Here is a 24,275-nt window from a genome sequence, read left to right as displayed (position 1 = left end):
CAATCGGAGTAGTCGTATGCCCCCGACATCGACAGTCGACCGACCCAGCAACGTCTCCGAAGCCCTGGCCCGAGGTCGCCTCGGCATCCCCTCGGTGATCTTCTTCGTCCTCTCCGCCGCCGCGCCGCTGACAGTGGTGGCCGGCGTCGTCACCACCGGCTACGGCGTCATCGGGGTGACCGGCATCCCGCTGGCCTTCCTGCTGATCGCAGCGGTGCTCGCGCTCTTCTCGGTGGGTTACGTGGCGATGTCCCGCCGGGTGGAGAACGCCGGCGCCTTCTACGCCTACATCTCCCGCGGCCTCGGCCGACCGGCCGGCGTGGGCGCCGCCTGGGTCGCGCTGATCGCGTACAACGCGTTGCAGGTCGGGCTGTACGGCACCATCGGCGTGGCGGCCGAGCCGGTGCTCGACCGGCTCTTCGGCGGGCACCCGCACTGGGCGGTAGTGGCCCTGGTGGCGTGGGCGTTGGTCGGCCTGCTCGGCCTGCTCCGGGTCGACCTCAACGGCATGGTCCTGGCCGCGCTGCTGGTCGCCGAGATCGTGGTGGTCCTCGTCTTCGACCTGGGACAGCTCGGCAACCCGGCCGACGGTGGGGTCAGCTTCGCCCCGTTCTCACCGGACAACCTCTTCGTGCCGGGTGTCGGCGCGGTGCTGGTGCTCGCCGTCCTCGGCTTCGTCGGCTTCGAGTCGGCGGTGGTGTTCAGCGAGGAGAGCAAGGACCCGAAGCGGACGGTGCCGCTGGCCACCTACCTCTCGGTGGCGATCATCGCCGGGCTGTACGCGCTGTCGTCCTGGACCATGACCGTCGCGGTCGGGCAGGACAAGATCGTCGCCGAGGCCGGCGAGCAGAGCGTCGGGCTGATCTTCAACCTGGCCGCCGCGCACCTTGGCGACACCGCGGTCACCATCGGGCAGGTGCTCTTCCTGACCTCGGTGCTCGCGGCGATGATCTCGTTCCACAACACCACTGCCCGCTACACCTTCGCGCTCGGTCGGGAGCGGGTGCTGCCGGCGGTGTTCGGGCAGACCTCGGCCCGTACCGGGGCGCCACGGGCCGCCTCCGTGGCGCAGAGCGTCCTCGGACTGCTGGTCATCCTGCTGTACGCGATCAACGGCTGGGATCCGGTCGTGCAGCTCTTCTTCTGGGTCGGCACCACCGGCGGCTTCGGTGTCCTGCTGCTGATCGCCACAACCTCGGTGGCGGTGATCGCCTACTTCGCCCGCTCCGCCGGGGGCGAGAACCTCTGGCGGCGGGCCATCGCGCCCGGCCTGGCCACCATCGCGCTCTTCGTGATCATCTGGTTGGCCGTGTCGAACTTCGCCAACCTGCTCGGCGTCGCGCCGGACTCGACGCTGCGCTGGGCGCTGCCCGCCGCGTACCCGGTGGCCGCCCTGCTGGGCATCGGCTGGGCCCTGCTGCTGCGTAGCAACCGCCCGGACACGTACGCCCGGATCGGCCTGGGTGCGGCGAGCGCCGCGGCCGCCGTCAAGCCGGAGGCCCCGGCCGCCGTGGAGGTGACCCGATGAGCGTCGTCATCGAGCAGCTCGGGCCGGAGGAGACCACCCTCGTGGCAGGTCGGATCGCCGAGGCGTTCACCGTCCTGGAGGTGACGTACTGGCTGGTGCCCGACCCGAGCAAGCGGGAGGCCGTACTGGCCGGCGACTTCGAGATCCTGGTCGGGCACGCGATGCGGCACGGCATCGTCCACGCCACAGCGGACCGGGCCTCGGTCGCGGTCTGGTTTCCGTCGGTCGGTGAGCCGGCGCCGCCGCCGGCGGACTACGACGCCCGACTGGCCGCCGCCTGCGGCGAATGGACCGACCGGTTCGAGCACCTCGACGAGCTGTTCGCGGCGAACCACCCGCATCCGGATCACCACCACCTCGCGTTCCTGGCGACCCGGCCGGACCGGCAGGGGCAGGGGTTGGGGAGCGCGCTGATGCGGCACCACCACGCCTGGCTGGACGCCAACGGAATGCCGGCGTACCTGGAGGCGAGCAGCCCGCGCAGCCGGGACCTGTACGCGAAGCACGGCTACCTGGCCGGCGAGCCGTTCCGGGTGCCCGACGGAACGCCGTTCTGGCCGATGTGGCGGGAGCCGGCCGGGCACTGAGCCGGTCGGCACCGAGCCGGTCGGTCGACGCGACCAGCACGCCCTGTTGTCGCACTGTAACGCTCACGTGACAGCACGGACAGAGCGGAGGGCCGGGTCCATGGGACCCGGCCCTCCGCTCGTCAACTGGTCAGTACGTGCCGTCGAGCTGGCCGCGCAGCTTGGTCAGCGCCCGGGTCAGCAGTCGCGAGACGTGCATCTGCGAGACGCCGATCTGGTCGGCGATCTGCGACTGGGTCAGGTTGCCGTAGAAGCGCAGCGTGAGGATCTTCTGCTCGCGCTCGTCGAGGGTGGCCAGCGCCGGGCCGAGGGCGACCCGCAGCTCGGCCAGCTCGAACTCGCTGTCCTCGCCGCCGAGCATGTCGCCCAGCTCGGTGGCGCGCTCGCCGTCGCCGGTCGGGGTGGACAGCGACACCGCGTTGTACGCGCGGGCGCCTTCCAGGCCCTCCAGCACCTCTTCCTCGGTGAGCTTGAGGTGCGCGGCGATGTCGGCGACCGTCGGCGAGCGGCCGAGGGTCTGCAGGAGCGAGCTGTTGGCGTCGGAGATGGCCAGCCGCAGCTCCTGGAGGCGGCGGGGCACCCGGATGTCCCAGGTGCGGTCCCGGAAGTGCCGCTTGAGCTCGCCGATGATGGTGGGGATCGCGTAACCGGCGAAGTCGACACCGCGCTCGGGGTCGAACTTGTCGATGGCCTTGATCAGGCCGATCGCGGCGGTCTGCGCCAGGTCGTCGTTCGGCTCGCCGCGCCCGCTGTAGCGGTGGGCGAGGTGGTTGGCGAGCGGCAGCCAGGCCTCGATCGCGCGGTCCCGCAGAGCGGCGCGCGACGGGTGGTTGGCGGGCAGCGCCGCCATCGCGTTGAGCAGGTCGGCGGCGCTGTCGGTGAGAGCGCGCGGGTCGAGCTTGGTGGTGGCCTTGACGGCGGCGCTCGGCTGCTCGGTGATCGTTGGCGCGGTCATGGGTGGTCCTCCCTGCACCTCGTCCGCTGACGAAAAAGACGTGACGCTTTGGTTTAGCTTCCAATAGGCCGTTCGGGAGTCACCTTAACCTGATCGTCTCCCAGAAATCTAGCCGAAAGGTTGATGTACTTAAGGTGTGTCGAGTAACAAAACGGGCAAATAACGCGGAAGTTGAGGTGGTTGTGAGGATCCTTACCCGTTGTTCCCGCCCAATCCGCTGCCCGGTCGGCCGGCCGGTCCGGCCGATCGGCCCACGGGTCGCGTCGACTGGTCAACATGAAATCCGACAAGTCGCCAGGAGTGTCGACTATCCGTCCTTGTCCCGCTGGTGGGACCGGCCGTAGCGTCGCGTGTACACACCCGGTTCGGAGGCACCGTGCTCGATCCAGCCGCTCCCCAGCTTGTCGTGAACAGTCGCACCCTCTACTTCAGCTGGCTGCCGGCGGATCCCGACGCGGTCGCCGCGCTGGTCCCGCCGGGTCTCTGCCCCCGCCCCGACCGGCAGGTCTTCCTCAACCAGTACATCGTCGACGACGAGACGCAGACCTCCGGCTTCGGCGCGTACTCGCTGACCTACCTCGGCGTCTCGCTCCTGGGCGTCGACGCGCCCGGCGGCCTCAACGCCGGTGGCTGGTGGACCCACTACGTGGCCTCCAGCCGGCGGGTCCGTGAGTACGCCGTCGCCCGCGGCGCCCCGGTGCTCGCCGGGCGCACCCGGATCGACGTGAACGGCGAGGACCTGCTCTCCGAGACGGAGATCGACGGCACGCCGTTGATCCGGGCCCGGTGTCGGGTGGGGGAGACCGGCCACGTGATCAGCAGTGGGCACCACCGCTACTTCACCCGGCGCGACGGCCAGTTGCTCAGCTCGGCCTACCCGTTCGTCGCCGAGCCGGTCGCCCCGTTCGAGGTCGAGTCGGTGGAGTTCCTCCAGCCCGGCCACCCGATGTACGCGCTGCGCCCGGCCAACCCGCTGACCATCGGCTTCGGCTACTACTCACCGCGCTCGTCGTTCGCCTACCCCGGCGGGCTGAACGTGCACGCGGTCGCCGCGCCGGAGCCGGCCCGGCCGCATCACCAGGTGCCGGCCAGCCTCGCCCGCAGCGGCCTGCCGTCCGGGTCGTAGACCAGCCGGTACACCGGCAGCGCCCAGGCCCGGGTGTACCACGGCAACCGCTCGGGGCGGTGCGGGCGCAGCCGCCCGGGCGGCCGTTCTCCCACCTGGCCGTCGTCGTACCACTGCTGTAGCGCGTCGGCGGCGGCCGTCACGGCCGCGACGGCGTCCGCCGGGTCCAACAGGTCGGCGTCGTCCGCGCCGTCCGGGTCGCGGTCCAGGTGCTCGCGCCACAGCCGCAGTCGCAGGTCCCGGGCGAAGCTCCGCGCGCCGTCACCTCGCCCAGCCGGGTCGGTGGGTTCCCGCTGGTCCGGGGTCTCGTCGAGCACCGCGCAGGACAACTCGCTGTCGTGCGTCCAGGACCGCCGGTTGAAGTTGTCGCTGCCCACGCTGGCCCAGACGTCGTCGACCACGCAGACCTTCGCGTGCACGTAGACCGGGTCGCCGGCGTGGTTCTCCACGTCGAACACGTGCACCCGGTCCGGTGCGGCCCGCTCACACAGCGACAGCGCCTGCTCGCGCCCGACCATGTTCGGCGGCAACGCCAGCTTGCCGTCCACGTCCGGGTGGCGGGGGACGACGGCGATCAGGTGCAGGTCCGGGTTGTCCCGTAACGCGTGCGCGAACAGGTCCGCGACCTCGGCCGACCAGAGGTACTGGTCCTCGATGTAGATGAGTCGGCGGGCCCGGCGTACCGCCTTGGTGTAACCCCGGGCCACGGTCCGCTCGCCGTGCGGTGCGAACGAGTAGCGCGGGCGGACGGCGGGGTAGGTGCGCAGCACCTGGATCTGGTGCGGACCGCAGGGCGGCGGATCCGCCGGCTGCTCGGGCAGCGGGTCGGGGCGCAGGTCCGAGCCGCGCAGCCGGTCCCGCAGGTAGGCCATCGGGTTCTCCGAGTCCAGCGGCATCGGGTCGGTCCAGCGTTCCCGGAACAGGGTGTCCAACGCGCCGACCACCGGACCGCGCACCGCGAGCTGCACGTCGTGCCAGGGCGGATTGGGTCCGTACCGGGGGGACATCTGCACCGGTTGCGGGTCGCCGTGGTGCGCGGCGTCGTCGCGGCGGCTGTGGCACAGGTCGATCCCGCCGGCGAAGGCGACGTCCCGCTCCGGCGCGCCCTGGTGCCGCAGCACCACGAGCTTCTGATGGTGCGAGCCGCCGCGCCGGACCCGTTGGTCCAGCAGCACCTCGCCACCGGCGGCCGAGATCGTCTCGCTGAGGTCGCGGTTCTCGGCCTCGCTGTACGCCAGGACGTCGAGGTGCGAGCGCCAGATCAACCCCTTGACCACCACACCGCGCTGCGCGGCCTGGGCGAAGAGTTGGGCCACTGTCGGACCGTCCGGGCGCAGTCGCTGGTCCGGGTCCCCCCGCCAGTCGGTGAAGAACAGGTGGTCGCCGGGGCCCAGGGCCTCGACCTCGTCGACCAGGCGGTCGAAGTACGCGGCACCGTGAATCAACGGCTCGGCGAGGTTTCCCGTGGTCCATACGGGTATGCCAGAGACCGGGTTGGCGCGTTCCTCTGCGGTGAGGAACCAGTCCTGCAACGGCACCGTCCAGCCCCCTGAGGTCGGCAACGTCCTCACGGTAGGACCCCCGACGCGGGTCCGCACGCCAGGCCCCCGGACCGGTGACCTGGCCGACGCCATCGGAAGCGACGCGACAACAGCCGAGGAGGCCACACTATGCCCCGCGACACGACGAATCCCGTGACCGAGAACCGCGAGCCGGCGGTGGAGAGCGAACGGGGTGCGCTGGTAGCGGTGTTGGTGATGGTAATTCTGGGCGTTGCCGGGATTTTTGCGGTCTCCTGAGGCGGCGCCGACGCCCCCGGGGGTGAACCGGAGGCGTCGGCGCCGAACTCAGCGGTCGGCAGTGGTCAGGGCCGGGTGCCCTGGCCGCCGGTGTGCGGGAGCTGCTCGGTGGGGATCACGCCGAGGCGGCCGGCCTGGAAGTCCTCGAACGCCTTGAGCAGCTCGTCCCGGGTGTTCATCACGAACGGGCCGTACTGTGCCACCGGCTCCCGGATCGGCTGACCACCCATGATGTAGAGGTCCAGTGCCGGGGTGTTGCCGTCCTGCGTGGTGTCGGCGCTGAACCGCAGCGCGTCACCCGCGCCGTGCACCGCGAGCTGGCCGGTACGCACCGGCCGCCGGTCGGTGCCGACAGTGCCGCGACCGCCCAGCACGTACACCAGGGCGTTGAAGTCGGGCCGCCACGGCAGGTCGACCTGTGCGCCCGGCTGCACCGTGACGTGCGTGATGGTGATCGGGGTGAAGGTCGAACCCGGGCCGCGGTGCCCGGCGACCTCGCCGGCGATGACCCGGATCAGGGCGCCGCCGTCGGGCGTGGTGAGCAGCGCCGACTCCCGACCCCGGATGTCCTGGTAGCGGGGCGGGTTCATCTTGGCCGAGCGGGGCAGGTTGACCCACAGTTGGGTGCCGTGGAAGAGCCCGCCGCTCATCACCAGGTGCTCCGGCGGCGCCTCGATGTGCAGCAGGCCGCTGCCCGCCGTCATCCACTGGGTGTCGCCGTCGGTGATGGTGCCGCCACCGCCGTTGGAGTCCTGGTGGTCGAAGACGCCGTCGATGATGTACGTGACGGTCTCGAAGCCGCGGTGCGGGTGCCACGGAGTGCCCTTGGGCTCGCCCGGCGCGTAGTCGACCTCGCCCATCTGGTCGAGGTGGATGAACGGGTCCAGGTCGGTGGTCGACACCCCGGCGAAGGCGCGACGGACCGGGAAGCCCTCACCCTCGAAGCCGCTGGGCGCCGTGGTCACCGTGCGGACCGGGCGGATCGTGGTGGCCTCGTCGAGCTGGGGCAGGCGGGGCAGGACGAGAACGTTGTCGACGGTGATCGCGGGCATGTCGAGGCTCCTAGCGTGAGGCGGGGGTGGTCGAGCTGACCCGCGATGCCCGCAGGCGCTCGCCGAGCCGGTCGAAGATCCGGGTGAGGCAGGCGACCTCGGCATCGTCGAGGTCGTCCATGAGATGGGTACGCACCGACGCCAGATGGTGGGGTGCGGCTTCCCGCAGGGCGAGCAGCCCGGCGGCGGTGAGCACCGCCTCGCTGCCGCGCCGGTCGTCCGGGCAGGGCTCCTTGCTGACCAGGCCGCGACGCTGCATGGAGGAAACCTGGTAGGTGAGGCGGCTGGGCGAGAAGATCAACCGGCTGGCCAGCTCGCCCATCCGTAGCCGCTGCCCGGGTGCCTCGGAGAGCAGGACCAGCACGTGGTAATCGGCGAAGCTGAGGTCGCTGTCGACCCGTAGGTCCTCTTCCAACTGGGTGTAGAGACGCTGGCTGGCCTCGATGTAGGCGCGCCAGGCGGCCTCTCGGGTGCTGTCCAGGCTCTCGGTCATGCCACGACGGTAGCACTCTTTCAAAATTTAAGTAATGCCGTTGAGCGTTGCCTGGGTCACTTCCTCACACGTTGACCGCCAGATCGTGCAGTTTTGAAGGAAGCCTGCGTTAATCCGGCGGCGCGTGGGCCTCGGCTTGTGCCAGACTCCGGCCTCGTGGAACACGTTGAACTCTCCGCCGCCGACCTGTTGCTGCGCCCCTGGCGGGACGAGGACGCCCCGGCCGTGCGCGACGCCCTCCGGGACCCGGCGATCGCCCAGTGGAACCCGCAGGGTGGCGGCCCGATCGACGACGAGGTCGCTCTGCTCTGGGTGCGTCGCCGGGCCGACTGGTCGACCGGCGGTCACGCCTCGATGGCGGTCACCGCGGCGACCGGCGGCGAACTGCTCGGCTCGGTGTCGCTGCACCGCATCCACGACGGCGACGCGTCCATCGGCTACTGGACGGTGCCAGCGGCACGGGGGCGTCAGGTGGCGGTCCGTGCCGTCGTCCGGCTCACCGAGTGGGCGTTCGCGGATCTCGGGCTGCACCGGGTGGAGCTGTGTCACGCGGTGGCAAACCCGGCGTCCTGCCGGGTCGCCGACCGTGCCGGCTACCCGGCCGAGGGGACGCTGCGTGAGTCGTACCGGTACGGCGACGGCCGGCGCTACGACGAGCACCTGCACGCCCGCCTGGCCACCGACCGCTAGTCGGAGGCGGGCCGGGGCCGGAACACACTCCAGCCTCGGCCGCGCCTGTCGTCTCGAGCCGTCACTCGGTGACCTTGCGGAGGAACGTCGCGAGGGCGGTCCTGACGCGGTCGATCCGCTCCGGCAGGGGCAGCGGCTCGGGCGCGGGAGGCCCGGCGTGCTTCTTCCCCCGCAGGTACAGCGAGCAGGCCAGGTCGGAGCACAGGTACGTGCCCACGGAGTCGCCCTGCCGTCCGCTCGGGCCGGCCTTGGGGGCGGTCATCAACGACACGCCACCGCCGAGGTGGGTGGTCAGGCAGAACGAGCACATGCTGTGCCGCACGCGCCCCACCTGGTGCGTCGCGGCCCGCAGCACCACCCCGGCCAGCTTGCCGTCGGTCTCGGCGACCAGGTAGGCCCGCTGCGGCGCGGATGGATCCCGCCAGCCGAGAAAGTCGAGGTCGTCCCACTGGCGCATTTCAAGATCGTTCGGTACGGCCAGCCGCTTCGCCTCGCCCTTGCTGCAATTGACGAAGGACGCGCGGATGACGGATTCGGTCAGGGCCAACATAGGTAGTAGCCTAGCCCTCTTAGGCAAGCGATTATTACGGCTAGGTTAGGAGTGTGCTGCATGGCACGTGCCGGGGTGACCGTCGAGCGCCTGACGCTGGCCGCGGCGGAGTTGGCCGACGAGGTGGGCGTGGAGAACGTCACTGTGGCCGCGCTCGCCCGCCAGTTCGGGGTCAAGGACGCCAGCCTGTACTTCCACCTCAAGAACGCGCACGAACTGCGGGTCAGGATCGCCCTGCTGGCACTGGCGGAGCTGGCCGACCGGGTCGCCGCGGCGCTCGCCGGCCGGGCCGGCAAGGACGCCCTGGTGGCGTTCGCCAACGCGTACCGCGACTACGCGCGAGAGCACCCGGGCCGCTACGCGGCCATGCAGATCGACCTCGACCCCCAGACCGCCGCCGCGAGCGCGGGCGTCCGGCACGCCGAGATGACCCGGGCGATCCTGCGCGGCTACCGGCTCTCCGAGCCCGACCAGACCGACGCGGTGCGGATGATGCACAGCACGTTCCACGGGTTCGTGAGCCTGGAGAAGACCGGCGGCTTCCGGCACACCCCGCGCCCCACCGACGACTCCTGGTCGCGCACCCTGGACGCCCTCGACGCCGTCCTCACCAACTGGCCGTCGCGCTGAGCTGCCGCAGAGCCACGGCATAGGCTCGGTGGCGTGGATGATCTGGAGTTGGCCGACTGGCGGGAACGGGTGGCCCGGCTGTACCTGTCCGACGTCGACCTGGCGGGCTTCCGCGCCGGCCGCGACGAACTCTTCGCCACCCACCCGCAGAGCCCGATCCCCGTGGCGGAGCGGCCCGACTTCGCCGGGGTGCGCTACTTCCCGCCCAACCCGGAGGCCGTGGTCGAGGCGGCCCTGCGATCAGCCAGCGGTGAGCTGCGCATCGACACCGGTGGCCCGGACGGGGTGGTCGCGTACCGGCGGGTCGCGGTGGCCGAGACGCCGTGGGGGCCGCTGACCCTGTGGTGGATCGAGGCGTACGGGGGTGGGCTGTTCGTTCCGCTGCGCGACGGCACCTGCGGGCGGGAGAGCTACGGCGGAGGCCGGTACCTCACCGACACCGTGAAGGGCACCTTCGGCCGGGGCGTCGAGCTACTGCCCGGCGACCGGGTCCGGCTGGACGGCAACTACCTCTACAACCCGAGCTGCGCCTACGACGACCGCTGGGCCTGCCCGCTGGCGCCACCGGAGAACCGGGTCGACGTGCCGCTGCGGGCCGGCGAGCTGGCGTACCACGACTGAACGACGAAACGGCCGCCCGCCCCGAGTGTTCCCCGGGCGGGCGGCCGATCGTCGCTCAGCGGTTGGCGTCCGCCTGTCCCGACATCTGCATCCGACCGAGCAACTGTCGCGCCTGATCGGCGAGCTGCGCGTCGACCGTCACCGCGTACTGGCCGGCGCGCAGCGAGCTGGCCGAGGTGAAGTCGCGCTGGCCGCCCGTCATGGCGTGCGCGACCGCACCGAACACGGCACCCCAGATCGCACCGATGACCAACCCGACCAGGATCACCGCAAGCCAGTTGCCGACTGTGAAGATGCCGAACAGCAGGCCGATGAAGAGCCCGAACCAGGCGCCGGTACCGGCGCCGAGCAGACCGGCCCGACCGGTGGTCATGCGCCCGAGCACCGTCTCCACCAATGTGAGGTTGGTGCCGACAATGGCGCTGTGTTCCACCGGAAACCGGTTGTCGGCCAGGTAGTCGACGACCCGCTGCGCGGTCGGATAGTCCGGGTACGAGCCGATCGTCACGGTCGGCGGGCCGGCTTCCGGCCCGTGGCCGTCCCCGGCCGGTGTCGACAGGCGGCCGGCCGGCCCGGATGGAAGCAGGTCGCCACCCTGTGTGCCGGACCGCCAGGCGGCGGTCGGCCCCGAAGCTGACGTCATGAGCATCCTCCCTCGTCAGCTCGCCGCGTTCCCGCCCAAGCCGACCGGTAACGCGGTCTCCACTGTCGGACAGGAGGGGAATGGGCGCGGACTGCCCGGGTAGGCAGTCAGGTGGAGAGCGGACAGATCAGCGACTACGCGTTCCTCGCCGACGGCCGCACCGCGGCGCTGGTGGACGCCTCGGGCTCGGTGAACTGGTGGTGTCCTGGCCGGTTCGACGCCCCGTCGGTGTTCGGGCGGCTGCTCGACGACGGTGCGGGGCACTGGTCGATCCGGCCGGAGGCCGATTTCACTGTCGAACGGAGCTACCTGAAGGACACCCTGGTGTTGCGGACCGTCTTCCGCACCGCGCAGGGGGAGGTCGCGCTCACCGACGCGCTCGCCTTCGAGCCCGGCTCGCGAGGTCACGACATCGGAATGCACCCACCGCAGGTGCTGGTCCGTAGCGTGCAGGGACTCTCCGGTGCGGTGCCGATACGGGTGCACTACCGTCCGCGCTTCGAGTACGGGCGCACCATCGCCTACCTGGTCGAGCGTGAGGACATGCTCGAGGCCATCGCCGGGGCCGCGCGGCTCACCTTCCGCAGCAGCGTGCGGTTGGCGTGCGGCGACGATGGCGATGCCGCAGCGACGTTCACCGTCCGCGCCGGCGCGACCCACAACTTCAGTCTCGGGTACGCCCCGACCTACGACGCCCCACTGCCCGAGGTACCGGACGCCGACCAGACGATCGCCGACACCGTCGCCGGCTGGCGGTCCTGGGCCGACGAGCACGAGTACCAGGGCCTCTACGCCGAGGAGGTGCGGCGCAGCGGGCTGGTGGTGCAGGGCATGACGTACCGGCCCAGTGGCGCTGTGGTGGCCTCGGTGACCACCTCGCTGCCGGAGAAGCTCGGCGGGGACCGCAACTACGACTACCGCTACGTCTGGGTGCGCGACTTCAGCCACACGCTGCGGGCGCTGTGGCGGTCGGCGTGCTTCGACGAGGTGCGGCGGCAGTTCGCCTGGTTGGGCCGGGCGATGGGCCGAATCGGCGACCAGCCGGTGCCCATCATGTACGGGGTGCTGGGGGAGCGGGACCTCACCGAACATCGGCTGGACCAGCTCGGCGGTTACCGCGACAGCCCGCCGGTGGTGACCGGCAACGACGCGTGGCGGCAGCGGCAGAACGACATCTACGGCGCGGCCATGGACGCCGCCTGGCTGATGCGCGACCAGCTGGAACCGTTCGACCCGGACGTCTACCACCTGCTCCGGGTGCTCGCCGATCAGGCCGAGCAGGACTGGAAACAGCCGGACGCGGGGATGTGGGAGGAGCGTGGGGTGCAACACCACCACGTGTCCTCGAAGGTGGAGTGTTGGGTCGCACTGGACCGGGCGGTCCGTTTCGGCGACCAGCTCGGCGGGCCGCAGGACCTGGCTCGCTGGACGGCGGCCCGGGACGAGGTGCGCGCGACGATCCTCGAGCGGGGGTGGAGCGACAGGCTCCAGTCGTACACCGGGATTTTTGATTCCGACGAGCTGGACGCGTCGGTGTTGGTGATGCCGCTGGTGGGTTTTCTGCGGGCCGATGACCCGCGGATGCTCTCGACGATCCGCGCGGTCGAGCGGGGGCTGTCGCACGACGGCCTGCTGCGGCGCTGGGACGGCGACCCGGCGGGCTTCGTCATCTGTTCGTTCTGGTTGGTGAGCTGCCTGGCATTGGCCGGCGAGCGGGACCGGGCGCACGAGCTGTTTCGCGATCTGGCTGGTCGGGTCAACGACCTGGGCCTGTTCGCCGAGCAGATCGACCAGCAGACCGGGGAACAGTTGGGCAACTTCCCGCAGGCGTTCTCGCACATCGGCCTCATCAATGCCGCCGGTGTGCTCACCGACGTCGAGCAGGACCCGACGTTGCGCGAGTGCGGGATGCCCCCGGCGCACTTCACCCCAACGCGTCGCTGAGCCCGTACTTTCGTGTAAATCTTGACAACTTTCGATCCAATGACGCGAAGTTCTATCGTCTTCCAGTGAAAGACGTTAATGTCCGGGAAACACCGCGGTGCTCCTCCAGTCGGCGGGAGCGGCACCGAGATCCCCCGGACAGCTGGAGGTCTCGTGTCCCGCACTCTGCGTCGACGGCTCGTCAGCGCCACCACACTGCTCACCGTCCTGGTGACCCTCTGCCTCGTGCCGCAGGCAAGCGTTCTGCCGGCCGCCGCGTCCCCGGCCCAGGCCGCCGCCCTCGCCCCACCCGCCACCGTCGGTTTCGAAAAGGTCGCCCTCGACGGCGGCCTCTCCATGGGCGAACCGATCGAACTGGCCGTCGCCCCCGACGGCAAGGTCTTCTACATCAACCGGGGCACCAGCGCCGCCGGTGGACAGGTCCGCCTCTACAACCCGGCGACCAGGTCCACCACAGTGGCCCTGACCCTGGCGCTGGACGCCCGCTTCGAGGACGGCCTGATCGGCATCACCCTGCATCCAAGCTTTGCTACCAACCGCTGGGTCTACCTCTTCTACTCGCCGAAGGTCACCCCACTGGTCAACCGGATCAGTCGGTTCACCTTCAACCCGTCCACCCTGCTGCTCGACCCGGGCAGCGAGGACGTGCTCATCGAGTGGCCCACCGAACGCGATCTCTGCTGTCACTCGGCCGGCTCGATGAGCTGGGACACCGCCGGCAACCTGTACTTCGCCGTCGGCGACAACACCAACTCCGGCGGCGACTCCGCCGGGATGGCCCCGATCGACGAGCGGACGAACCGCAACGCCCAGTACGACGCCCAACGCACCTCGGGCAACACCAACGACCTGCGCGGAAAGATCAACCGGATCCACCCGGAGAACGACGGCAGCTACACCGTCCCCAGCGGCAACCTCTTCGCCGCCGGCACCGCGCGAACGCGCCCGGAGATCTACGTGATGGGCGTGCGCAACCCGTACCGGATCTGGGTGGACCGCACTGCCAACAACACCCTCTACTGGGGTGAGGTCGGCCCGGACGCCGGCACCGACCTCGCCAACCGTGGCCCGGCGGCCTACGACGAGTTCAACCGGGCCAACGGGCCCGGCAACTACGGCTGGCCGTACTGTGGCGGCCCCAACGTCGCCTACAACGACTGGGACTTCGCCACCGCCACACCGCGTGGCTGGTTCCCCTGCGGCGGCTCGACCGGCCCGGTCAACAACTCACCCCGCAACACGGGAGTCCAGCAGCTTCCGCCGACGAAACCGGCACTGGTCTGGGAGCAGCACGGCGGCAGTGAGGACTGGCCGGCACTGGACAACCCGGGCGGGTGCGGATCGCCCAACCACGTCGAGGTCTACCACTACGATCCGAACCTCGTCTCGGACGTGAAGTGGCCGGCCTACTACGACAACAAGTGGCTGATCTCCGAGTACTGCCGCAACTGGATCAAGGAGGTCCAGTTCGACAACGGCAACCCGTCCACCGGGGCGCCGACAGTCATCGAGCCGGTGCTCGCCGGCATGAAACTCGTCCACCCGATCGACTGGCAGTTCGGCCCGGACGGGTCGCTCTACCTGCTGGAATACGGCAGCGGCTACTTCTCCGGCGCTGTCGACGCCGGTCTCTACAAAATCAACTACGTCCAGGGTGGTCGGTCGCCGCAAGCCAAGGCCACAGTCAACCGGGACAACGGCCTGGCCCCGCTCTCGGTGACCTTCTCCAGTGCCGGCAGCTCGGATCCGGACGGCGACCCGCTGACGTACGCGTGGGACTTCACCAACAACGGCAGCACCGACTCGACAGCCGCGAACCCGTCCTTCACGTACTCCGCCAACGGCAGCTACAGCGCCCGGCTCACCGTCAACGACGGCACCGGCCGCAGCGCCACCACAGTGGTGTCGGTGGTGGTCGGCAACAACCGGCCGACTGTCACCTTGACCGGCCTGCCCGCCGGCGGGCTCTTCGACTGGGGTCAGGACCTGGCGGTGGGCGCCACGGCCAGTGACCCGCAGGACGGCACTCCGGCCTGCTCGGCGGTGGTCGTCCGGGCCGCGCTGGGCCACCAGGAGCACGCCCACGAGGAGGGGGAGGGGACCGGCTGCGGCGCGACCTTCAACACCGGCCCGGTGCACGCCGGTCCCGACTCGGTGCTGTTCTTCGTCCTGCGGGGCAGCTACACCGACCGCGGCGCGACGGGCTCGGCCGCGCTCACCGGTGAGCAGGAGATCAGCCTCTACCCGAAACAGTGGCAGGCCGAGCACTTCGTCCAGCTCAACGGCCCCAAGGTGATCGACCAGGCGGCTGCCGAGGGTGGCAAACGGCTGGGCGACGTCCAGAACGGCGAGAGCGTCCGGCACCACGCGGTGAGCCTCAAGGGAATCACCGGTGTCCGGGCCCGGGTCTCCTCCGGCGGCCCCGGCGGCACCCTCTCCTTCCGGTACGACTCACCGACCGGCACCGAGGTCGCCCGGATCGCGGTGCCGAACACCGGCGGCTGGGACAACTACACCGAGCTGAGCGCCACTGTGACCAAGCCCGACGACGGCACCCACGACCTGTACCTGGTCGTCACCGGCGGCAGCGGGGCGCTGCTCGACGTGGACAGCTACACCTTCACCGGCCCGGGCGTCGGCACCGGCGGGGCGCGCACCGGTGAGGTCAAGGCCCTCGGCAAGTGCGCGGACATCGCCTCCAGCCAGACCGCGAACGGCACCAAGGTGCAGACCTGGACCTGCAACGGCACCGCCGCCCAGCGCTGGACCCTGCCCGGCGACGGTACAGTGCGAGGGCTCGCCAAGTGCCTGGACGTGAAGGCGAGCGGCACCACCGACGGCACCCTCGTGCAGCTCTACGACTGCAACGGCAGCGGGGCCCAGCAGTGGGCCGCCCAGTCGGACGGCAGCCTGCGCAACCCCCAGTCCGGGCGTTGCCTGGACATCCCCAACTCGGACCTCACCGACGGTCGGCAACTGCGGATCTGGACCTGCAACGGCACCGGGGCGCAACGCTGGACCCTGCCGTGACCGCCCCCTGACCGACTCGGCACCCGTACCCGAGCGTCGATGACGCACGGGGCCGGGCGGCAGAGGCGGAGCCCGGCCGTCCACCCCACGTCCCCCGGGTGGGCGGCCGGGACTCGGGGGACAATGCCGCTATGCGGTTGGTGCTCACGGCGGACACACACGTACCGAAGCGGGCCCGGGACCTACCCGGGCCCCTCTGGGCGGCCGTCGAGGCGGCCGACGTGGTGGTGCACGCCGGCGACTGGGTGGACGAGGCCCTGCTCGACGCGATGACCGCGCGATCGCGCCGACTGATCGGGGTGTACGGCAACAACGACGGCCCGGCGCTGCGCGCCCGGCTACCGGAGGTGGCCCGGGTCGAACTCGACGGCCTGCGGGTCGCTGTGGTGCACGAGACCGGGCCCCGGACCGGCCGGGAGAAGCGGTGCGCGGCCCGCTTTCCCGACGTCGACGTGCTGGTGTTCGGGCATTCGCACATCCCCTGGGACACCGAGGCCGCCGGTGGGCTGCGCCTGCTCAACCCCGGCTCACCCACCGACCGCCGCTCCCAACCCCACGCCACCTACCTCACCGCCGAGGTGCACGCCGGCACCCTCACCAAGGTCCACCTGCACCACCTACCCCGCCCCTGACGGCCGGCCCCGCCCCGCCCCGCCCCGCCCCGGCGATCTTGCACTTGCTGTCGACGACTTGCGCCTTGTGTGCCATTTCGTCGCGACAGAAAGTGCAAGATCGCGCGGAGGGTTACTGGCCTCGGCCCGTCTCGGCCTGGAGTTCGTCGATGCGCTTGGACGCCTCGGCCTTGGTCAGGTCGTCCGGGAGGTCGGCGTGAGCTTCCCGGGCCAGCGTGCTCAGGTAGGACTCCTGGGCGGCGGTCGGCGGCTCGTCCCCGGTGACCCACTCGTCCGGGTCCTTGATCGCGGCGTTCTGGTCGGCCTGCTCGGTGCGGCGGTCCGTCATCATCATCACCCTTTCTTTCGAACAGGTGTGCCAGTACCCCGATCGCCGGCGGTTCATGCCCGAACGCCGCCACCTACGATCATCGGATGACGGAGGACCGGTCGAGCGTGGTGGTGGTCGGGGCGGGCATCGCCGGGGTGGCCTGTGCTGTCGAGCTGACCCGGGCCGGGGTGCCGGTACAGGTCCGGGAGCGGGGGCACGTCCGCGGTGGCCGGATGGCCAGCAAACGCTTCCAGGGCCGGCCCGCGGACATCGGCGCCGCCTACTTCACCGCCACCGACCCGGACTTCGCCGCACTGGTCGAGCAGTGGCGCGCCGCCGGGCTGGTCCGCGAATGGACCGACACCTTCCAGGCGTACGACCGGAGTGGGAACCACGAGGTGCCCGGGCCGATGCGTTTCGCCGCCCCCCGTGGGCTGCGCTCGTTGGTCGAGCACCTGGCCGACGAGGTGCCGGTGACCGTCGACCGGCTGGTGCTCACCGTGGAACCCGGCCCGGTCGTCGACGGGCAGTCGTGTGCGGCGGTCGCCCTGGCCATGCCGGGTCCGCAGGCCGCCCTGCTGCTCGACCCCGCCCTGACCGACGCCACCCGGGTCGTACAGGCGCAACGCTGGTCGCCGTCGCTGGCCGCGGTGCTGCGCTTCCCGACCCGGCGCTGGCCGGACTTCCGGGGCGCGTTCGTCAACGAGCACCCGGTCCTCAACCTCGTCTGCGACGACGGCGACCGGCGTGGTGACGGCGCGCCGGTGCTGGTCGCGCACACCGTGCCAGAGTTCGCGGCCGGGCACCTGGCCCAACCCACCGGGGCCGGCCCGGCGATCGAACAGGCCGTCCGGGACCTGCTCGGGCTGCCCGAGCAGGCCGTCGACGTGCACGTGCACCGCTGGACGTACGCGAAGCCGACCAGCGACGCCGGCGGTGCCACCTACCACCTCGACGCCGACGGGATCGGCCTGGCCGGCGACGCGTTCGGCAAGCCCCGGGTGCAGAGCGCCTGGCGCTCCGGCCGGGACCTCGGCCGTGCGCTGGCCGCCCGCCTGGCCTGAGCCGCGCGTGCCGGCTGCGCTGAGACGCGTGCTCAGGCGTGTCCGGCTGCCGCGACGGGCCGAGCGTCGGCGTCGCGCTCGGCCGGGTCGGACGTCCGCTCTCCCTCCCGGTCCAGCAGCTGCATGACCGGGGTCGCCGTGATGCCGTGCACCACCACGGAGACGAGCACCACCAGCCCGACGGTCGCCCAGAGCAGCTCGGCCTGCGGAAAGTCCGCCTTGGTGGTGGCGTACGCGAGGTAGTAGAACGAGCCGACGCCGCGAATGCCGAACAACGAGATGACCCAGTGCTCGGCCGGGCGTCCGGGAGCGCCGCGCAACGACAACCAGCCGATCAGTGGCCGCACCAGGAACACCAGCGCCAGCCCGACGGCGGCCGCCGGCCAGGTCAGCGGGCCCAGCAGACCACCCACTATCGCGCCGCCGAGCAGCAGCAACAGCACCAGGGTGAGCAACCGTTCGACCTGCTCGGCGAAGTCGTGCAGCACCGAGTGGAACTCGTGGGTCCGTTCGGCGGCCCGAATGGCCCGGGCGGCCACGAACACCGCCAGGAAGCCGTACCCGCCGACCACCTCCACCAGCCCGTACGCCAGGAACGTGGCGGCCAGCGCCAGGAAGCCCTCCGCGTGCCGGGCCAACCGCAGCTCACTGGGAGCGCGGAAGAACAGCTTGCCGAGCAGCCAGCCGATGAGCAGGCCACCGCCGACGCCAATGCTGACCTTCCAGAGCACGTCCACCGTGAACCACTCGGCCACCCAGTCGCCCGGGGCGAGGCTGGTCGAGGCGATGGCGATGGCCGCGTACACGAACGGGAACGCCAGCCCGTCGTTCAGGCCGGCCTCGGAGGTCAGCGCGAAGCGGACCTCGTCCTCGGAATCCTCCACGTCGGTCGGCTCGCCGACCTGCACGTCGGCGGCGAGCACCGGGTCGGTGGGCGCCAGCGCGGCGCCCAACAACAGCGCGGCGGCCGGCACCAGCCCCGCCCACCACCAGCCGAGCACCGCCACCGCCGCTATGCACAGGGGCATCGCGATCGCCAGCAGCCGCCAGGTGGACGACCACCGCCGCCAACTCAACGGCCGGTCGATCTTCAGCCCGGCGCCCATCAGCGCGACGATCACCCCGATCTCGGTGAGGTGGGTGGTCAGCTCCGGGTGGGCCAGGGGGTCCGGTGACGGCAGCCCGACCGGCAGCAGGAACACCAGCATGCCGAGGGCGAGGAAGGCGATCGGCATGGACAGCGGGCGCCGCTCCAGCACCCGCGGCAGGATGCCCGCGAGCAGGGCGCCCAGGCCCACCAGTGCGAACGCCACATCTACCGGCTCCACGGCACCACCCTTCCGCCCGCACCCGCGAGGCGCGGGCAGGTGGTGACAGTCCTTGCCCCGCAAGGGCTCCGGCTATGCGCGTCCGTGCCGGTGGACCCGAGTGATCCTCATCGTGGGCGGGTGAGCGGCGAGTCCGCCAACTCGTGCAACAGCGCGGCCGGGTCGTCGTACACCGCCACGGCACCCGCGCCGGCGAGCTCGCCGCGGCTGGTGCCACCGCAGGTCAGGCCCACACACGGGATGTTCAACTTCCCGGCCGCGGCGACGTCCCACACCGAGTCGCCGACGAAGACCACCCGCTCGGCGGTCAACCCGGACTGCTCCAACGCGGCGACCAGGATGTCCGGTGCCGGCTTGCTCTGCTGGGCGTCCGCGGAGGAGGTGATCGTGTCGATCACGTCATCGGCGGCCAGCGCCCGACGCAGCGCGCCCACCTCGGGTTCCGAGGCGGAGGTGGCCAGCACGACCCGCAACCCCCGCTCGGCGCAGGCCCGCAACAGGTCGGCCGCCCGGGGTAGCGGCGTGAGCCGTTCCCAGTACTCGGCGTAGAGGGTGTCGTGCGCGTCGCGCAGCTTCGAGTCGGCGTCGCGGTCCCGCTCCGGGCCGAGGAGATGATCCAACAGTTTGTCCGACCCCATCCCGATCGAGCGGTGCACCACCGCCATCGGCACCGGCTGGTCGGTCTGGCGCAATGCCTCCCACCAGCTCACCGTGTGCAGGTAGGTGGTGTCGACCAGGGTGCCGTCGACATCGAAGAGGACCCCGGCGGGCCGGTCGGTAGCCATGGGCGTCCTCCTACCCTCGAGCGGCTCAGGGATGCGCGGCCGGCGGCGTCAGGATCTCGAACCAGACCGTGGAGCCCCGGACCGACGGGTCGGTGCCCCAGGCGTCGCTGAGCTCCTCGATCAGGCCGAGGCCGCGCCCGCGACTGCTCAACGTGTCGGTACGGGCCCGGGTCACGGTGCCCCGGGTGCCGGAATCCGCCACCGAGACGAGCAGCCGCTCGGCGCTGAGGTCGATCTCCACCCGCGCGGCCGTGCCGGCGTGCAGCAACGCGTTGGTGGTCAGCTCGCTGGTGCAGAGCACCGCCGCCCCGATCACCGACTCGGGCACCTGCCACTCGGTGAGCTGGCCGGTCAGCCAGTGCCGGACCCGGCTGGGCGCGGTCGGCTCGGCGGGCACCTCCATGCTCGCCGAACGACTCGGTTTGAGCGCGTGCTCGACCGCCAGCACGGCCACGTCGTCCTCCGTGCCACCCGGGACCGCCGCGGTGGCCACCGCGCAGAGCGCGCGGGGGTCGCCGCTGCCGGCCTTGGCAACGGCGTCGCTCAGGGTGGCCAGCCCGGCGCTCAGGCTCTGCCGACGACGCTCCACCACCCCGTCGCTGAACAGCAGCAGTGTGTCACCGGGGCGGAACGGGACGGTAGTGGTGCCCGGCCGGCCGCCCAGCCCCAGCGGCGGCCCGGCCGGGACGTCGACGTACTCGGCGTGGAACCGACCATCCGGGTCGCCCCGGCGGATCAGCGGCGCGGGGTGACCGGCGCTGGACAGGGTCAGCTCCCGCCGCTCCGCGTCGATCACCCCGAACGCCACAGTGACGAACAGCTCGTGGGTGCCGGCCTCCGCGCCGAGGCTGGTCACCAGCCGGTCCAGGCCGGCCAGGACCGCGGCGGGCGTCGGGTCGGCCAGGGCCAGGGCGCGCAGCGCCGCCCGGACCTGCCCCATCCGCGCGGCGGCCTGCACGTCGTGCCCGGCGACGTCGCCCAGCACCACGCCGAGCGAGCCGTTGGGCAGCAGGAACGCGTCGTAGAAGTCACCACCGGCCGCGTTGCCGTCCACGCCCGGGTCGTAGCGGGCCGCGATCCGCAACAGGGGCAGATCCGGCAGGTGCTCCGGCAACATGCTGCGCTGCAACAGTTGGGCAGTGCCGTGCTGGGTCTCGAATCGGCGGGCCCGCTCGGCGGCCTGGCCGATCAGCTCGGCCGAGGCGGCCAGCAACGCCCGCTCGGCGGGGGACCAGGTGTGCGGAACCTGGTAGCCGACCGCCAGCCCGCCGCGGACCACCGAGGTGCCCAGCGGCAGGGCCGCCATTGCCCGGACCTTCTGGTCGTGGCGGTCCACGGCGGTGTCCCGCAGCGGCTGCCCGTCGCGGGTGAACGACGGGGCACCGGAGCGGGCCGCCTGCACCACCGGGGCCGACCAGTCCGCCGGCGCGCGCCGCCAGAGCGGGGGAAGCCGCTCGTCGGCCTCGTCCAACAACTCGCCACGGACCCGACGCACCATGCGCCAGCCGCCGCCGCCCTCGTCGACAGCGAACGAGGCCTGGTCGGGGTCGAACGTGGTGATCGCGTACCGCAGCGCCACCCGGGCCACGTCGTCGAGGGTGAGGGTGCCGGCGAGCGCCGCGGCCACCTCGCTGAGGCTCTGCAACTGCTCGGTGACGTGGGTGGTCTCGGCCGCGACCGTCAGCACGCCGACGATCTGCCCGGCGCTGTCGCGCACCGGTGAGTAGCCCCGGGTGAAGACCGCCTGCTCCACAGTCGCGGAGTGCCCACGGACCAGCGGCAGGGTGGACTCCTTCTCCAGGAAGGGCTCGCCCTGCCGGTAGCAGCGCTCGATGACCGCACCGACGCCGGGCAGCGCCCAGATCTCCGCGAACACCTCGGCGGCCGGGCGGCCGAGGGCGCTGGGGTGCTTGGTGCCCAGCAGTTCGGCGTAGCCGGCGTTGTAGAGCAGGACGAGATCGTCGCCGTACGCCAGGGCCATCGGCATCGGCGAGGCGAGGACCAGCTCCACCACGGCCCGCAGGGCGACGTCCCAGTCGTCGGCCGAACCCAGCGGGGTGTTGGCCCAGTCGTGGGCGAGCACGCCGACGGCCGGGCCGGACCCGGTGGGTGCGCCCGGGCCCGGAGTTGCTGGCGTGGGGACCCGCCCGACCGTTCCTGGCATGTTCGCAGCCTAGTCGGCCGACCGGAAAAGGCATCCGACCACGGCGGCGGGCCGTCGCCGAGTCCGTCGCGGTGGCAGTTCGGGCAGTTCAGGGCCCCTGTCCGGAGGTCTGTCGGGAAAAACGCCGCGCGCTGCGCGGAGTGCCGGACCGGTTGCCGGGTATGCGCCCGGCGCAGTCCATGCGACAGGAGGGACATCATGCTGAAAACCCTCGCGGTCCGGCAGGCCGACATCGGCGATGCCATCGCCGACACCTGGAGGTCGGTGCTGCTCTTCATCCCGAAGGCAGTGGCCTTCATCGTCATCCTCGTGGTCGGCTGGCTCATCGCCAGAGCCGTCCTCAAGATCGTGGATACGGTGCTGGAACGGGTGCGCTTCGACCAGGCGGTCGAACGCGGTGGCATCAAACGGGCCCTGGAGAGAACGAAGTACGACGCCAGCGACATTCTGGCCAGACTGGCGTACTACGCCGTACTGCTGTTCACGCTGCAGTTCGCCTTCGGAGTCTGGGGGCCCAACGCGATCAGTGACCTGATCAGCGGCGTGGTGTCCTGGCTGCCGCGCGCGTTCATCGCGATCGTCATCGTGGTGGTGGCGGCCGCGATCGCCAACGCTGTGCGGGATCTGGTCACCGGGGCGCTGGGAGGGCTCTCGTACGGCAAGGTCCTGGCCGACCTGACGGCGATCTTCATCATCGCGCTCGGTGTGATCGCCGCTCTGAACCAGGTGGGTATCGCCACCACGGTGACGACCCCGGTGCTGATCGCGGTGCTCGCCACTGTGGCCGGCATCCTGATCGTCGGCGTCGGCGGTGGTCTCGTGAAGCCGATGCAGAAGCGCTGGGACGGCTGGCTGGACCGGGCTGCCCAGGAGGCTCGGGCGGTGCAGCAGCAACGTCAGGCCGCGTCGGCCGGGCGTAGCGACGTGGAGCGGCAGATGGCCGACCGCGGGGGTGACCGCACCCAGGCCATGCCTCGGGTGGACGAAGCCCAGCAGTACCGCTCGTAGCGAGGGCGGAACGGCACGACGGGTGGGGAGGGTGTTCCGCGTACGACGCGGGCTGCCCTCCCCTCGCGTGTCAGTGCCGCTCGAGTGCGCGAGCCAGCGCGCAGACCGCGACCAGCCGGGTGAGCAGCCACTCCGGCTGGCTCCAGTCCACCGACCCGCTGGGTGGCGTCCACCCGTGCTCCAGGGCGGCGGCGCGCACCCCCTCGGCGTAGCCGGCGAGCGCCGCGGAGGTCAGCGGCGTGTGGTCGCCGTCGAGGCTGTCCCGGACGGCCGCCGCGTGCTGGTCGACGAGGGCCAGCAGCCCCGGCCGCGCGGCGGCGGCGGCGAGCCCGGCAGTGCCCACGGAGACGGTGAGGGCGGCCAGGGTGGACCGCGCCGAGTCGACGGCGGTACGGGAGGCGACCCGGTTGAACGGCACACGCATGGTGACCGAGGCTAACCGACCAGTGACCGTGTCGACCTCGGCCGCTCGGCGGATGTCGGCTGCGCCACTGGGGCGGTCGCCGCTGACCTGGGGGATTGATCCGGCACAGACGGGGCAGCAGGAGAACACCCACTGATGGCGGCACCCGGCACGGAGGCACGGATGGGACAGCAGGCGGACGGACCCGACGAGCGGCACCGGCGGCCGGACGGCGTCAGCGACGCGACGGTCGCCGCGCTCGGCAAGCTCAGCGAGGCGCTGGAGTGCGTGGAGCGGGCCCGGGGGCACCTCTACTCGGTGCACCAGTTGATCGGCCATGCCGACCTGATGCTCGACGACGCGGTGGAGCAGTTTCGCGCCGCCGGGCATCCGCACCTCGCCGACCGGATCGCCACTGAGCTGCGTGGCCGCAACGTCATCGCCGGACGGTGGACGTTTCAGATCGTCGAGGACTTCGACGACGGGTACCACGCGCTGTTCCGTGAGGTGGACCAGCAGGCCCGCGACGAGTTGGTGGGTGGGCGGCGCCACCTCTACGAGGCGGAGATGAAGGAACGCCGCCGTAGCCGGGGCCGGCCGGGCCACGAGGCCCGGCCGGGCGGGGAAGGCTAGTCGCTTGTCGCGTCGGCCGGGCGACGCCGCGCCGCGTCGTCAGCGATGATCACGGTGGCCACCATCAGCGCGACGCACAGGCTGAACAGCCACGACTCGTCGGCGACGAGCCAGGCGGACACGGGCGCCTGGAGTGCGGCGAGCAGGAAGCCGAGCCAGGCGATTTTGCGCTGACGCGTGGAGAGGATTCCGGAGCCTTGATGCATCCCGAAATTCTTACGCGAACCGGCCGGCTTGCCGTCCTCCGATCGGCCGATTCTGGATGAGCTGTCCGTTTTCTCGACCATACGGACACGACTT

General features: G+C 71.3%; 25 protein-coding genes. 13 read left to right on the top strand and 12 right to left on the bottom strand.

Translation table 11 applies throughout. The annotated features are described in order from the left end of the window. The first annotated feature begins 16 nt into the window (after positions 1–16). On the top strand, positions 17–1,528 hold the full coding sequence (locus OG598_RS16245; RefSeq protein WP_328655198.1) for an APC family permease: 1,512 nt from the start codon (positions 17–19) through the stop codon (positions 1,526–1,528). Further along, positions 1,525–2,115 (top strand): GNAT family N-acetyltransferase, encoded by a 591-nt coding sequence (locus OG598_RS16240; RefSeq protein ID WP_328655197.1) that lies wholly within the window; start codon positions 1,525–1,527, stop codon positions 2,113–2,115. The genes OG598_RS16245 and OG598_RS16240 overlap by 4 nt, the downstream gene beginning before the upstream one ends. Before the next feature lie 130 nt (positions 2,116–2,245). Here OG598_RS16240 and OG598_RS16235 read toward each other — a convergent pair whose 3' ends face one another. After that, entirely contained in the window at positions 2,246–3,070 is an 825-nt protein-coding gene (locus OG598_RS16235; protein WP_091401616.1) for a SigB/SigF/SigG family RNA polymerase sigma factor, read from the bottom strand. Positions 3,071–3,446: 376 nt separating this feature from the next. On the opposite strand from OG598_RS16235, the gene OG598_RS16230 reads away from it, so the two are divergent. Continuing rightward, positions 3,447–4,196, top strand: coding sequence for a hypothetical protein (locus OG598_RS16230; protein WP_328655196.1), 750 nt, complete (start codon positions 3,447–3,449; stop codon positions 4,194–4,196). Here the strand turns inward: OG598_RS16230 and OG598_RS16225 are convergent. After that, complete coding sequence (locus tag OG598_RS16225) at positions 4,145–5,734, bottom strand: phospholipase D family protein (protein WP_328655351.1); 1,590 nt, start codon at positions 5,732–5,734, stop codon at positions 4,145–4,147. The two genes, OG598_RS16230 and OG598_RS16225, sit on opposite strands and share 52 nt — an antisense overlap. A gap of 132 nt (positions 5,735–5,866) precedes the next feature. Between OG598_RS16225 and OG598_RS16220 the strand changes: the two genes are divergently transcribed. Further along, positions 5,867–5,995, top strand: a complete 129-nt coding sequence (locus tag OG598_RS16220) for a hypothetical protein (RefSeq protein WP_256441970.1) — start codon at positions 5,867–5,869, stop codon at positions 5,993–5,995. Between the two features lie 65 nt (positions 5,996–6,060). On the opposite strand, the gene OG598_RS16215 is transcribed toward OG598_RS16220, so the two are convergent. Together OG598_RS16215 and OG598_RS16210 are read right to left on the bottom strand one after the other, a co-directional pair. Then, complete coding sequence (locus OG598_RS16215) at positions 6,061–7,047, bottom strand: pirin family protein (protein ID WP_328655195.1); 987 nt, start codon at positions 7,045–7,047, stop codon at positions 6,061–6,063. 10 nt (positions 7,048–7,057) lie between these two features. Beyond that, entirely contained in the window at positions 7,058–7,540 is a 483-nt protein-coding gene (locus tag OG598_RS16210; RefSeq protein WP_328655194.1) for a MarR family winged helix-turn-helix transcriptional regulator, read from the bottom strand. A gap of 156 nt (positions 7,541–7,696) precedes the next feature. On the opposite strand from OG598_RS16210, the gene OG598_RS16205 reads away from it, so the two are divergent. Continuing rightward, positions 7,697–8,230, top strand: coding sequence for a GNAT family N-acetyltransferase (locus tag OG598_RS16205; protein WP_328655193.1), 534 nt, complete (start codon positions 7,697–7,699; stop codon positions 8,228–8,230). A 61-nt stretch (positions 8,231–8,291) separates the two neighbouring features. On the opposite strand, the gene OG598_RS16200 is transcribed toward OG598_RS16205, so the two are convergent. Next, the gene (locus OG598_RS16200) at positions 8,292–8,780 is read right to left on the bottom strand and encodes an FBP domain-containing protein (protein WP_328655192.1); all 489 of its coding nucleotides are present in this window, start codon (positions 8,778–8,780) and stop codon (positions 8,292–8,294) included. Positions 8,781–8,840: 60 nt separating this feature from the next. Between OG598_RS16200 and OG598_RS16195 the strand changes: the two genes are divergently transcribed. Further along, on the top strand, positions 8,841–9,410 hold the full coding sequence (locus OG598_RS16195) for a TetR/AcrR family transcriptional regulator (protein WP_328655191.1): 570 nt from the start codon (positions 8,841–8,843) through the stop codon (positions 9,408–9,410). Between the two features lie 33 nt (positions 9,411–9,443). Continuing rightward, a complete protein-coding gene (locus OG598_RS16190; protein ID WP_328655190.1) occupies positions 9,444–10,031 on the top strand; it encodes a DUF1684 domain-containing protein in 588 nt (195 codons plus the stop codon). Between the two features lie 55 nt (positions 10,032–10,086). On the opposite strand, the gene OG598_RS16185 is transcribed toward OG598_RS16190, so the two are convergent. Next, positions 10,087–10,674 (bottom strand): general stress protein, encoded by a 588-nt coding sequence (locus tag OG598_RS16185; RefSeq protein WP_328655189.1) that lies wholly within the window; start codon positions 10,672–10,674, stop codon positions 10,087–10,089. A 111-nt stretch (positions 10,675–10,785) separates the two neighbouring features. On the opposite strand from OG598_RS16185, the gene OG598_RS16180 reads away from it, so the two are divergent. From OG598_RS16180 to OG598_RS16170, 3 genes are all read left to right on the top strand, one after another. Then, complete coding sequence (locus OG598_RS16180; RefSeq protein WP_328655188.1) at positions 10,786–12,618, top strand: glycoside hydrolase family 15 protein; 1,833 nt, start codon at positions 10,786–10,788, stop codon at positions 12,616–12,618. Between the two features lie 153 nt (positions 12,619–12,771). After that, positions 12,772–15,648 (top strand): ricin-type beta-trefoil lectin domain protein, encoded by a 2,877-nt coding sequence (locus tag OG598_RS16175; protein ID WP_328655187.1) that lies wholly within the window; start codon positions 12,772–12,774, stop codon positions 15,646–15,648. A gap of 131 nt (positions 15,649–15,779) precedes the next feature. Then, positions 15,780–16,280: a metallophosphoesterase family protein gene (locus OG598_RS16170; RefSeq protein WP_328655186.1), complete on the top strand. Its 501-nt coding sequence runs from the start codon at positions 15,780–15,782 to the stop codon at positions 16,278–16,280. Between the two features lie 112 nt (positions 16,281–16,392). Here the strand turns inward: OG598_RS16170 and OG598_RS16165 are convergent, their stop codons facing one another. Then, positions 16,393–16,611 carry a DUF3072 domain-containing protein gene (locus tag OG598_RS16165; RefSeq protein WP_091402204.1) on the bottom strand — a complete coding sequence of 73 codons (219 nt, stop codon included), beginning with the start codon at positions 16,609–16,611 and terminating at the stop codon, positions 16,393–16,395. Between the two features lie 104 nt (positions 16,612–16,715). Between OG598_RS16165 and OG598_RS16160 the strand changes: the two genes are divergently transcribed. Beyond that, positions 16,716–17,654: an NAD(P)/FAD-dependent oxidoreductase gene (locus OG598_RS16160; RefSeq protein WP_328655350.1), complete on the top strand. Its 939-nt coding sequence runs from the start codon at positions 16,716–16,718 to the stop codon at positions 17,652–17,654. Between the two features lie 32 nt (positions 17,655–17,686). Here OG598_RS16160 and OG598_RS16155 read toward each other — a convergent pair whose 3' ends face one another. The 3 genes from OG598_RS16155 to OG598_RS16145 form a co-directional block, all read right to left on the bottom strand. Then, entirely contained in the window at positions 17,687–18,982 is a 1,296-nt protein-coding gene (locus OG598_RS16155; protein WP_328655185.1) for a cation:proton antiporter, read from the bottom strand. Positions 18,983–19,089: 107 nt separating this feature from the next. Then, positions 19,090–19,767, bottom strand: coding sequence for an HAD family hydrolase (locus OG598_RS16150; RefSeq protein WP_328655184.1), 678 nt, complete (start codon positions 19,765–19,767; stop codon positions 19,090–19,092). A gap of 25 nt (positions 19,768–19,792) precedes the next feature. Next, positions 19,793–21,931, bottom strand: coding sequence for an ATP-binding SpoIIE family protein phosphatase (locus tag OG598_RS16145; RefSeq protein ID WP_328655183.1), 2,139 nt, complete (start codon positions 21,929–21,931; stop codon positions 19,793–19,795). 198 nt (positions 21,932–22,129) lie between these two features. On the opposite strand from OG598_RS16145, the gene OG598_RS16140 reads away from it, so the two are divergent. Beyond that, on the top strand, positions 22,130–22,939 hold the full coding sequence (locus tag OG598_RS16140; protein ID WP_112678021.1) for a mechanosensitive ion channel family protein: 810 nt from the start codon (positions 22,130–22,132) through the stop codon (positions 22,937–22,939). Positions 22,940–23,009: 70 nt separating this feature from the next. Here OG598_RS16140 and OG598_RS16135 read toward each other — a convergent pair whose 3' ends face one another. Continuing rightward, positions 23,010–23,363, bottom strand: a complete 354-nt coding sequence (locus tag OG598_RS16135) for a DUF6401 family natural product biosynthesis protein (RefSeq protein ID WP_328655182.1) — start codon at positions 23,361–23,363, stop codon at positions 23,010–23,012. A gap of 162 nt (positions 23,364–23,525) precedes the next feature. On the opposite strand from OG598_RS16135, the gene OG598_RS16130 reads away from it, so the two are divergent. Continuing rightward, on the top strand, positions 23,526–23,975 hold the full coding sequence (locus OG598_RS16130) for a hypothetical protein (RefSeq protein ID WP_328655181.1): 450 nt from the start codon (positions 23,526–23,528) through the stop codon (positions 23,973–23,975). Here OG598_RS16130 and OG598_RS16125 read toward each other — a convergent pair. Beyond that, on the bottom strand, positions 23,972–24,262 hold the full coding sequence (locus OG598_RS16125) for a hypothetical protein (protein ID WP_328655180.1): 291 nt from the start codon (positions 24,260–24,262) through the stop codon (positions 23,972–23,974). The genes OG598_RS16130 and OG598_RS16125 overlap by 4 nt on opposite strands. Between the last annotated feature and the right edge of the window lie 13 nt (positions 24,263–24,275).

The organism is Micromonospora sp. NBC_00330, from assembly GCF_036136635.1.
Classification (GTDB): Bacteria; Actinomycetota; Actinomycetes; order Mycobacteriales; family Micromonosporaceae; genus Micromonospora; species Micromonospora salmantinae.
The sequence above is the reverse complement of the archived record's forward strand: the minus strand, read 5'-3'. Positions and strand labels throughout refer to the sequence as shown.